The 9,433-nt window shown below is 72.0% G+C and carries 9 protein-coding genes; all 9 read right to left on the bottom strand.

The window, feature by feature from the left end; translation table 11 throughout:
- On the bottom strand, positions 1 to 1,115 hold a 1,115-nt coding region (locus GB864_RS17105), incomplete at its 3' end, for a DNA translocase FtsK 4TM domain-containing protein (RefSeq protein ID WP_202107343.1).
- Positions 1,116 to 1,199: 84 nt separating this feature from the next.
- The gene (locus tag GB864_RS17100; protein WP_160426899.1) at positions 1,200 to 1,691 is read right to left on the bottom strand and encodes a GNAT family N-acetyltransferase; all 492 of its coding nucleotides are present in this window, start codon (positions 1,689 to 1,691) and stop codon (positions 1,200 to 1,202) included.
- A gap of 83 nt (positions 1,692 to 1,774) precedes the next feature.
- A complete protein-coding gene (locus GB864_RS17095) occupies positions 1,775 to 3,019 on the bottom strand; it encodes an ABC transporter permease (protein ID WP_160426898.1) in 1,245 nt (414 codons plus the stop codon).
- On the bottom strand, positions 3,016 to 3,783 hold the full coding sequence (locus GB864_RS17090) for an ATP-binding cassette domain-containing protein (RefSeq protein ID WP_160426897.1): 768 nt from the start codon (positions 3,781 to 3,783) through the stop codon (positions 3,016 to 3,018). The genes GB864_RS17095 and GB864_RS17090 overlap by 4 nt, the downstream gene beginning before the upstream one ends.
- Positions 3,780 to 4,823, bottom strand: coding sequence for an efflux RND transporter periplasmic adaptor subunit (locus GB864_RS17085; protein WP_160426896.1), 1,044 nt, complete (start codon positions 4,821 to 4,823; stop codon positions 3,780 to 3,782). Before GB864_RS17085 ends, GB864_RS17090 begins: the two co-directional genes overlap by 4 nt.
- Positions 4,824 to 5,053: 230 nt before the next feature.
- Positions 5,054 to 6,730 (bottom strand): ribonuclease J, encoded by a 1,677-nt coding sequence (locus GB864_RS17080; RefSeq protein WP_160426895.1) that lies wholly within the window; start codon positions 6,728 to 6,730, stop codon positions 5,054 to 5,056.
- 60 nt (positions 6,731 to 6,790) lie between these two features.
- Complete coding sequence (gene dapA / locus GB864_RS17075) at positions 6,791 to 7,765, bottom strand: 4-hydroxy-tetrahydrodipicolinate synthase (RefSeq protein ID WP_160426894.1); 975 nt, start codon at positions 7,763 to 7,765, stop codon at positions 6,791 to 6,793.
- Between the two features lie 46 nt (positions 7,766 to 7,811).
- On the bottom strand, positions 7,812 to 8,348 hold the full coding sequence (locus tag GB864_RS17070; protein WP_160426893.1) for a dihydrofolate reductase: 537 nt from the start codon (positions 8,346 to 8,348) through the stop codon (positions 7,812 to 7,814).
- Positions 8,345 to 9,154 carry a thymidylate synthase gene (locus tag GB864_RS17065; protein ID WP_160426892.1) on the bottom strand — a complete coding sequence of 270 codons (810 nt, stop codon included), beginning with the start codon at positions 9,152 to 9,154 and terminating at the stop codon, positions 8,345 to 8,347. The genes GB864_RS17070 and GB864_RS17065 overlap by 4 nt, the downstream gene beginning before the upstream one ends.
- Positions 9,155 to 9,433: the final 279 nt, after the last annotated feature.

Raw genomic sequence — 9,433 nt, 5'->3', positions numbered from 1 at the left:
GCGCCCGCCGGCGCGGCCGCGCCGGCCACGGCCGTCGCGTCGCCCGTGAACGCGCCGACGGCGCGCTCGGCGCGCTCGAGGTCGGCCAGGACCTCGGTGCCGTAGTCGTCGGCGGCCGTCGGTCGTTTCGCGCCCTCGAGCGCCGTGTCGAAGCCGCCGACCGCGGAGCCCGCGCCGAGCACGGCGTCGAGGTCGGCCGTCTCGGCGTGCGCGAAGTCGGGGTCCTCTTCGCGCTTGGACGCGTTGCGCCGCCACCACGGCAGTATCGCGGGCGCGGCCTCGTCGTCGAGGTCGTCGAAGCCGTCGAGCGGCGCCGGCTCGCTCTTGCCGCGCCGCTTCGACTTGGTCGCCGCTTCGGCGGCGGGCGCAGCGGCCTCGCGCTCGGGTGCACCGAACAGCCAGCGGTAGAGCTCGCCGAGCCGCTCGCCGATGCGGTTCGGCGGCGTCTTCGTGATGATGAGGATCGAGAGCACCCCGAGCACGATGAGCACCGCGCCCGCGCCCCACACCGTGATGAGCGCGATGAGCGGCGCCGCGAGCATCCACCCCAGGATGCCGCCCGCCTGCGCGAGCACCGGCATGCCCTCGGCCGGCTGGGGCTGTCCGCCCCACAGGTGCGAGAGCCCCGCGATCGTCAGGAGCAGCAGGCCGAGTCCGATGCCGATGCGCGTGTTGTCGTGGACGCTCGCCGGGTGACGGAACAGCCAGACGGCGAAGCACAGCATGATCACGGGCAGCGCGAACGCGAGCCGGCCGAAGAGGCCGCCGAACGTCCAGGCGTCGAACTGGCGCGCGAGGTCGTCGTTGATGAAGAACCACTCCACCACCGCGCCAGCGATCGCGAGCAGGACGAGGAAGAACGGCAGTCCGTCGCGACGTTCCTCCTTGCCGAGCGTCTCGGGTCCGAGCGCACGGGCGGCGCCGCCCGTCACATGGGCGAGGCCCATCCACATCCGGACGAAGACGTTCGGCCCGGTCGGGACGTTCCGCGGGAGCTTCTTGGTGGGCGCCGTCTTGGACGCCGAACGCGCCGCCGGCCGGGACGTGCCGCGCGCGCTGCTGCCGCGCGCGGGCGTCTTCGACGCGCGCGAGTTCGTGCTGGTGCTGCCGGCCATGCGTCCAGGGTAGGGGCGCGCGCCGACATCGCCCGCCAACGCCCCCGGGGTGTGCGGAACCGGCGATCGGCCGCTCCGGGCGCGTCAGCGCAGGATGCGCACCATCGTGTCGCGGTCCCCGGTGTCGACATGGTGCTCGAAGCCCTCGGCCCGATAGAGCCCCTGGGCGAAGTTGCCGTGCTCCACCGACAGCCCGATGCGCGCGTAGCCCGCCGCTCCGGCCTCGACGATGAGCCGGCGCAGCAGCGCACGCCCGACGCCCTGCGCGCGCCACATCGGCCGGACGCCGATGATCAGCTCGGGCACGCCGCGCTCGACGTGGCCGTGGACGGGCGCGTCGGCCGGGAAGATGCGATACCAGGCGGCGCCGATCGCCTCGCCGTCGGCACTCATCGCGACGACGCCGCGATCGGCGGGGCGCTGCCAGCCGGAGATGTACGACGCGTAGACGGGGTCGCCCAGGATGCTGACGCGCGGCCGGGCGATCTCGGGGCGCCAGTTCGCCGCCTCGACGACCATGTCGGCGAGGAAGGGGCCGTCCGACGGGACGGCCTGTCTGATCGAGACCGCCTCCATGGCGGGAGCGTACGCCCGACATGTTTCACGGGGGTTTCGGGAGGCGGGAGGGGCGGCGGAACCGCCCCTCACGGTCATCCGGCTCAGAAGCGGATCGCGTCGATGACCTTCACCTTGACGGCGGTGAGCGCCGGGATGAGGCCCGCGAGCGCCCCGACGAGCACCGCGGCGCCGATGCCGACGACGGCGGCCTCGACCGGGAAGCCCGGCAGGTCCTGTACGTCGTCGGTGTTCAGCGCCATCGCCGCGAGGGGGCTGCGCACGAGCGCGATCGAGATGCCGACGCCGACGACGCCCGCCAGGAACGTGCCGACGACGCTCTCCATCAGCACCGAGAAGAACACCCGCCCGGCGGTCGCGCCGAACGAACGGCGGATGCCGATCTCCCGGATGCGCGTGCGCACCGTCACGAGCGCGATCGTCAGCAGACCGAGCGCGCCGAGCAGCAGGACGACCGCGGCGACGCCGCCGATGACGAGCTTCAGCTGGGCGAACGGATCGTCGCCGTACGCCGCGTAATCCGTGCGGTACTGCGACACCTGCACGTCGACGCCGGCCAGTTCGAGTTCGAGCGCGTCGACCACCGAGGAGGCGATCGCCTCGGCATCGCCCTCCGGCAACCACATGGCGTACGTGACGTAGAGCCCGCCGAACATCGGGTCCGGCGACGGCGCCATGAGCGCCTCGGCATCGTCGAAGAGCAGATACGCCCAGGGGTCGGTGTCCCACTGCCCGCGATTCTCCACGACGCCGACGACCACGCCGGTGCGGGGTTCCGCGCCGACGAACTGCACCGTCGGGTGCGTCTCGAGCGGTGGGCTGCCGAGGCGCTCCCAGAAGTTCTCGTTCACGATCACCGCGGGGGCGAGCCGTCCGGCGTCGCCGTCCGCGAACCATTCGCCGAGGATCGGCTGGACCCGCCGCATGGGGCCGTAGTCCGGATCGACGGCCTCGATCGAGGTGCTCACGACGCCGTCCGCGAATTGCACGTCGGTCATGAACTGGGCGGATCTGGCGGCGAACTCGATGCCGTGCCGGGCGAGCGCGGTCTCCCACGCGGGTGCGGCGGTCGCGGGGTCGAGCGGACCGCTCATCCCGGACAGGTCGATCTGATAGGTCGCCGGCCTGCCGCCGTCGCGTTCCTGCTGCTCCCGCATCGCCTGCTCGGCGATCGAGCCGGCCGCCACGACGGTCGCGAGCGCGCAGATCGCGACGGCGACGCCCACGAGGGAGAGCAGCACGCGGCCGCGATGGATGCGCAGTTCCTCCCCTGCCTCGACGATCGTCGACACGGCACCCGTCGCCGCGCGTCCGAGCGCGCGGATCATGCCGTGAGCCGTTCGTCGAGGGCGGGATCGACGGAGGAGGCGAGCGTGCCCGGTGCCGGGACCGCGGGCGCCGACGGCGCAGCATCCAACGGCTCGAGACGGCCGCCGACGAGGCGGAGGTGCCGGTTCGAGCGGGCGGCGATCGCGAGGTCGTGCGTGATGGTGACGAGCGCGGCGCCGCTCTCGTCGGCGACGGACTCGATGAGCGACATCACCTCGGCGCCGGTCTCGAGGTCGAGGGCGCCGGTCGGCTCGTCGGCGAGGATGAGCTTCGGCTTCCGGACGAGCGCGCGGGCGATCGCGACGCGCTGCTGCTCGCCGCCGGAGAGCCGATCGGGCTTGGCCTCGAGCCGCGCGCCGAGCCCGACGCGTTCGAGCATCTCGCGGGCGAGCCGCTCGCGCTGCCAGAACCCGGAGCCGCGATCGTAGAGCAACGGCGTCTGCACGTTCTGCAGGGCGGTGCGGCCGGGCAGCAGATTGAACTGCTGGAAGACGAAGCCGACCTCGCTCCCCCGCAACCGGTCGCGCGCACCGCTGGAGAGGCGCCGCACGTCGCGGCCCTGGAACTCCAGCTCGCCGTCGGTCGGAGCATCCAACAGCCCCAGGAGGTTCAGCAGCGTCGACTTGCCCGAGCCGGAACGGCCGACGATCGAGATGCGGTCGCCCTCCTCGACGACGAGGTCGACGCCCTGCAGGATGTCGAGCCGCGACCCGTCCGGCAGTTCGACCCGACGCCCGACGCCGTGCGCCTCGACCAGGGTCACTGCGTCACCTCGCCGCACCAGGTCATGCCGTCGGAGGAAACGCACGCCTCCTGCTTCGCCTCGCCGGCGGCGCCGGGCACGAACTGCAGGACGCGATCGCCCTCGGCGAGCCCCTCGACGACCTCGACCTGCGTCCCGTCGGTGATGCCGAGCTTCACCGGCTGCTCGGTCTGCTCCCCCGACTCGTCGAGGACCCAGACGACGCCGCTCTCGGCGCCGCCGGAGACCGCCGTCACCGGCACGACGAGCACGTCGGCCGCGGCGCCCGCTGAGATCACGACCTTCGCCGCGAGTCCCGGGAAGACCCGGACGTCGCCGGGCACGGCGCAGCGCACGGTGGTGCCCGACCCCTCGACGCCCGTCGAGACGCCAGTCGCGCCGTCACCGCCGCCCGCTCCCGAGAGCGGCGTCGTGATCGTGAGACCGCCGCACGCGAACGGGGCCGGGCCGCCCGTGATCGTCACCGTCGCCTCGGTCGGCGCGCTCGCGAGCCGGTACTGCTGCTCGGGGCTGAGGGTGGCCGTGACGTTGAAGCTCGGCGGTGCGACCTGCCCCGAGACGGCGCCCGTCGAGACGGGCTGCCCGGCGATGACGTCGAGCGAGGAGAGCACGCCCGCCACCGGGGCGAGCACCTTCTCGTACCGGTAGGTCTGCTTCGGCACCGTCACGACCGGGACGCCGTCCTCGCCGACGGTCTCGACCGGTTCGACCTCGTTGGCGACCTTGATGTCGAAGAGCTTCTGGCCCGCGGTCACGGTCGTGCCGACCGCGACGAACACCTCGTCGACTTCGCCGGTCGCGGCTGCCTTGACCGGCACGGCGGCGTCGGCGTTGACCGTGCCGTCCAGGCGCAGGTCGTTCGCGATCGACCCCCGCTCGACGACGACGTCGGGCTCCACGACCGTGCCCGTCGGCACGAGTGCGTCGGCGGCCGAGGGATCGCGGTCGGGGAAGAACGCCAGCTTGACGAGCGCCGCGGCGATCGCGGCGACGAGGACGATTCGGATGGCGGGGAAGACCCACTTGCGCCAGACGCCCACAACACTCCTTCGGGTCGGAATCGCCCGGCGGTTCGGGGGCCGGGCCGAGCCGAGCCTATGGGGTCGCTGTGCGCGGGCGGTATCCCCCTCGGGGTGGAATCAGGGGCGTCTCGGGGTCGGCTCGGGGTGCCGATCGCGGACTGCGCTCGGCCGCGTCATCCGCGCCGAAGACCGCGACGGCCGGGCGGGCGGGAATCGCCCGGCCCGGCCGTCGCATCCGGATGCCCGCCTCAGGCGGCGATGACGACCGGCACGAGCATCGGGCGTCGGCGCAGGCGCCGGTTCACCCACGTGCCGACCGTGCGGCGCACGACCTGCTGGAGCGCGTGCGGGTCCTGCGTGCCCGACTGCACGGCGTCGAGGATCGCCGAGCTGATCTTCGGCTTGACCTCGTCGAACACCGCGTCGTCTTCGGCGAAGCCGCGCGCGTGCACCTCGGGGCCGGTGACGATCTTGCCCGTCTGGGCGTCGACGACGACGATGACCGAGATGAAGCCCTCCTCGGCGAGGATGCGGCGGTCCTTGAGGTCTGCGTCGGTGATCGCGCCGACCGTCGAACCGTCGACGTAGACGAAGCCGAGGTCGAGCTGCCCGGCCTCGCGCACGTCGCCGTCCTTCAGGTCGTAGACGGTGCCGTTGCGGCCGATGAAGGTGCGCTCGGGCGAGATGCCCGTCGACTGCGCGATCTTCGCGTTCGCGACGAGGTGGCGGTACTCGCCGTGGATCGGCAGCACGTTCTTCGGCTGGAGGATGTTGTAGCAGTAGAGGAGCTCGCCGGCGGCCGCGTGGCCCGACACGTGCACGCGGGCGTTGGCCTTGTGCACGACGTTCGCACCGAGGCGCGTGAGGCCGTCGATCACTCGGTAGACCGCGTTCTCGTTGCCCGGGATGAGGCTCGAGGCGAGGATGACCGTGTCGCCCTCGCCGATCTCGACCTGGTGCTCGCGGTTGGCCATGCGGCTGAGGACGGCCATCGGCTCGCCCTGCGAACCCGTCGACATGTAGACGATCTTGTCGTCGGGGATGTCGCCGGCCTTCTTGTAGTCGACGAGCACGCCGTCCGGCACCTTGAGGTAGCCGAGGTCGGCGGCGATGCCCATGTTGCGCACCATCGAGCGGCCGAGCAGCGCGACGCGACGGCCGTTGGCGTGGGCGGCATCGAGCACCTGCTGCACGCGGTGGACGTGGCTCGAGAAGCTCGCCACGACGACCTTCTTCGTCGCCCGCGAGATGACCTGGTCGAGGACCGGGCCGATCTCGCGCTCGAGGGGCGTGAAGCCCGGCACGTCGGCGTTCGTCGAGTCGACGAGGAAGAGGTCGATGCCGTCCTCGCCGAGCTTGGCGAACTCGCGGAGGTCGGTGAGGCGACCGTCCAGCGGCAGCTGGTCCATCTTGAAGTCGCCCGTGGCGAGCACCGAGCCCGCGTCGGTGAAGATCGCGACGGCGAGGGCATCCGGGATCGAGTGGTTGACCGCGACGAACTCGAGCTCGAACGGGCCGAGCTCCTCGACCTGCCCCTCCTTCACCTGCAGGGTGTAGGGCTTGATGCGGTGCTCCTTGAGCTTCGCCTCCACGAGGGCGAGCGTCAGCCGCGAGCCGAGCAGGGGGATGTCGCCCTTGAGCTTCAGCAGGTAGGGCACGCCGCCGATGTGGTCCTCGTGGCCGTGCGTGAGCACGACGCCGAGGATGTCGTCGAGACGGTCCTTCAGGAAACCGAAGTCGGGCAGGATCAGGTCGACGCCCGGCTGGTGCTCCTCCGGGAAGAGCACGCCGCAGTCGACGATGAGGATCTTGCCGTCGATCTCGAACGCGGTCATGTTGCGGCCGACCTCGCCGAGGCCGCCGATGGGGATGATGCGGAGCGTCCCGGCCGCGAGCGGCGCCGGGGCGATGATGTCGTCGGGCATGCGCCCTCCTTTGTACGATGTTCGGTTGGATGGGTCGGTCCGGCCCGCGGGCCGGGACCGTCAGCGCGTGGTGCCGGCGATCTTCGGCAGGGCGCCGCCGGCGGCGGCGTTGCGATCGGGGCGGAATCGGGAGAAGTCGACGCCGTCGATACCGGAGACGAGCCCGATCTCGTCCTCGATCATGGCGGCCTCCCACTCCTCGGGACCGACGAGCGGCAGCCGCACGCGCGGCGAGCCGATGCGGCCGAGGCCGTGGAGGATGTACTTCGCCGCGACGGTGCCGGGCACGTGGGTCATGGTCGCCCGCACGAGCGGCTCGAGCTTGCGGTGCTGCTCGGTCGCCGCGGCGAGGTCGCCGCGGTTCACCGCGTCGACGATCGTGCGGTACGGCGCCGGGGCGATGTTCGCCGTGACCCCGATGAGGCCCGTGGCGCCGATCGCCAGGTGCGGGAGCACGTTGGCGTCGTCGCCGGAGAAGTACATAAGGTCGGTCTGGTTCAGCACCCGGCTGACCTCGCTGAAGTCGCCCTTGGCGTCCTTCACGGCGAGGATGTTCGGGTGCTTGGCCAGGCGCAGGATCGTCTCGTACTTGATCGGCACCCCGGTGCGCCCCGGGATGTCGTAGAGGATGACCGGCAGGTCGGTCGCGTCGGCGACGAGCCGGAAGTGGGTCAGGATGCCCGCCTGGGTGGGCTTGTTGTAGTACGGCGTGACGATCATGATGCCGTCGGCGCCGGCCTTCTCGGAGGCTCGGTAGAGCTCGATCGCGTGCGCGGTCTCGTTCGAGCCGCCGCCCGTGATGATCTTCGCGCGGCCCGCCGAGACTGACTTGCCGACCTCGACGAGCTTGAGCTTCTCGGGGTCGGTGAGCGTCGACGTCTCGCCGGTCGTGCCCGTCACGACGATGCCGTCGGCGCCGGCCGAGATGACGTCGTCGATGTGCTGCTCGACCGCGGGCCAGTCGACCTCGCCGTCGGCGGTCATCGGGGTGATGAGGGCGACGAGCACTTGGCCGAAGGGGTTCTCACGAGTCACGCCCTCCAGGCTATCGCCTCGGCGGCCCCTCCGACCGACCGCGGCGTCAGCGCTGCAGCGTTCGGAAGCGGTATCGGATGCCCGTTCGCGAGGTCGCCCACCCGGACTCGACCGTCACGCGCCACTCGGGCCCGCGCGCGGGAGCGCGGGTGTCGCCGTCGGCCGCGAGGTCGAGCTCGGTGATCTCGAGCACGTCGGCCTGCGGGAGCGCGGCCGTGTAGAGCTGTCCGCCCCCGATGATCCAGATCGTCGGCGCGGAGGCATCCTCGATCTCGTCGAACTCAGCGGCGTCGATCGATTCGGCGGCGAGGGCGAGGGCCTGCTCGAGCGAGGATGCCCGAACGGCGCCGTCGGCCGCCCACTCGGGATCGCGCGTGACGACGAGGTTCGCACGGCCGGGCAGCGGCCGGAACCGCGGCGGCAGCGACTCCCACGTGCGCCGCCCCATCACGACGGGGGCGCCGAGGGTGACCTCCTTGAAGTGCGCGAGGTCCTCCGGCACGTGCCACGGCATCCCGCCGCCGGCGCCGATGACCCGATCGCGGGCCTCGGCCCAGATCAGCCCGAGCCGGGGGGCGGTCACACGGCCACCGCGGCGCGGATCGCCGGGTGGTGGACGTAGTCCTCGACGATGAAGTCGTCGAACTCGTAGTCGAAGATCGAGTCGGGCTTCCGGGCGAAGCGCAGCGTCGGGTATGGGTAGGGCTCGCGGGTCAGCTGCTCGGCGACCTGCTCGCGGTGGTTGTCGTAGACGTGGCAGTCCCCGCCCGTCCAGACGAAGTCGCCGACCTCGAGGCCGGTCTGCTGGGCGACCATGTGCGTCAGCAGCGCGTAGCTCGCGATGTTGAACGGCACCCCGAGGAAGAGGTCGGCGCTGCGCTGGTAGAGCTGCAGCGAGAGCTTGCCGTCGGCGACGTAGAACTGGAACAGCGCGTGGCACGGCGCGAGCGCCATGTCGGGGATGTCGCCCGGGTTCCACGCGGAAACGACGAGCCGACGGGAGTCGGGGTTCGTGCGGATCTGGTCGATCACGTCGGCGATCTGATCGGTGACGCGACCGTCGCGGCCCGTCCAGGTGCGCCACTGCACGCCGTAGACCGGGCCGAGCTCGCCGCGTTCGTCGGCCCACTCGTCCCAGATCGTCACGCCGTGCTCCTGGAGCCAGCGCACGTTCGACTCGCCGCGCAGGAACCACAGCAGCTCGTAGGCGATCGACTTGAAGTGCACGCGCTTCGTCGTGATGAGCGGGAAGCCCTGCGAGAGGTCGTAGCGCAACTGCCGCCCGAACACGCTCGTCGTGCCCGTGCCGGTGCGGTCGGACTTCTCGGCGCCCGTCGCGAGCACGTCGCGGAGGAGGTCTTCGTACGGAGTGGGGATCGGCTCGCTCACCCTCTCGAGAGTAGTCGCGGATGCCTCGCACGCACCCTGCCCCGCCGATCGGCGCGCGGCCGCCGCCTCGACGCCGGCCGCGGGCGCACCCGATCGAGGATGCCTCGCGGCCTCGCCGCCCGTCACACTCGGACACACTGCGCCCGGCCGGCGGCCGCGCTGCCTAGCATCCCCGTCATGGACCTGCCGCTCGCGCTCGCCGCCGCCGCCGCCCTCGTCGCGGTCGCCACGGCGATCGGCCTCGTCGGCCGCGCACGCGCCGGGCGGGCTCGGGCGGTC

Origin of the sequence: Agromyces seonyuensis, from assembly GCF_009789225.1 — a bacterium.
Taxonomy (GTDB): Bacteria; Actinomycetota; Actinomycetes; order Actinomycetales; family Microbacteriaceae; genus Agromyces; species Agromyces seonyuensis.
The sequence above is the reverse complement of the archived record's forward strand: the minus strand, read 5'-3'. Positions and strand labels throughout refer to the sequence as shown.

Excerpts from the sequence above, each read along its gene's own strand:
- GB864_RS17100 (WP_160426899.1), bottom strand. The coding sequence starts at position 1,691 with ATGGAGGCGGTCTCGATCAGACAGGCCGTCCCGTCGGACGGCCCCTTC.
- GB864_RS17095 (WP_160426898.1), bottom strand. The coding sequence starts at position 3,019 with ATGATCCGCGCGCTCGGACGCGCGGCGACGGGTGCCGTGTCGACGATC.
- GB864_RS17080 (WP_160426895.1), bottom strand. The coding sequence starts at position 6,730 with ATGCCCGACGACATCATCGCCCCGGCGCCGCTCGCGGCCGGGACGCTC.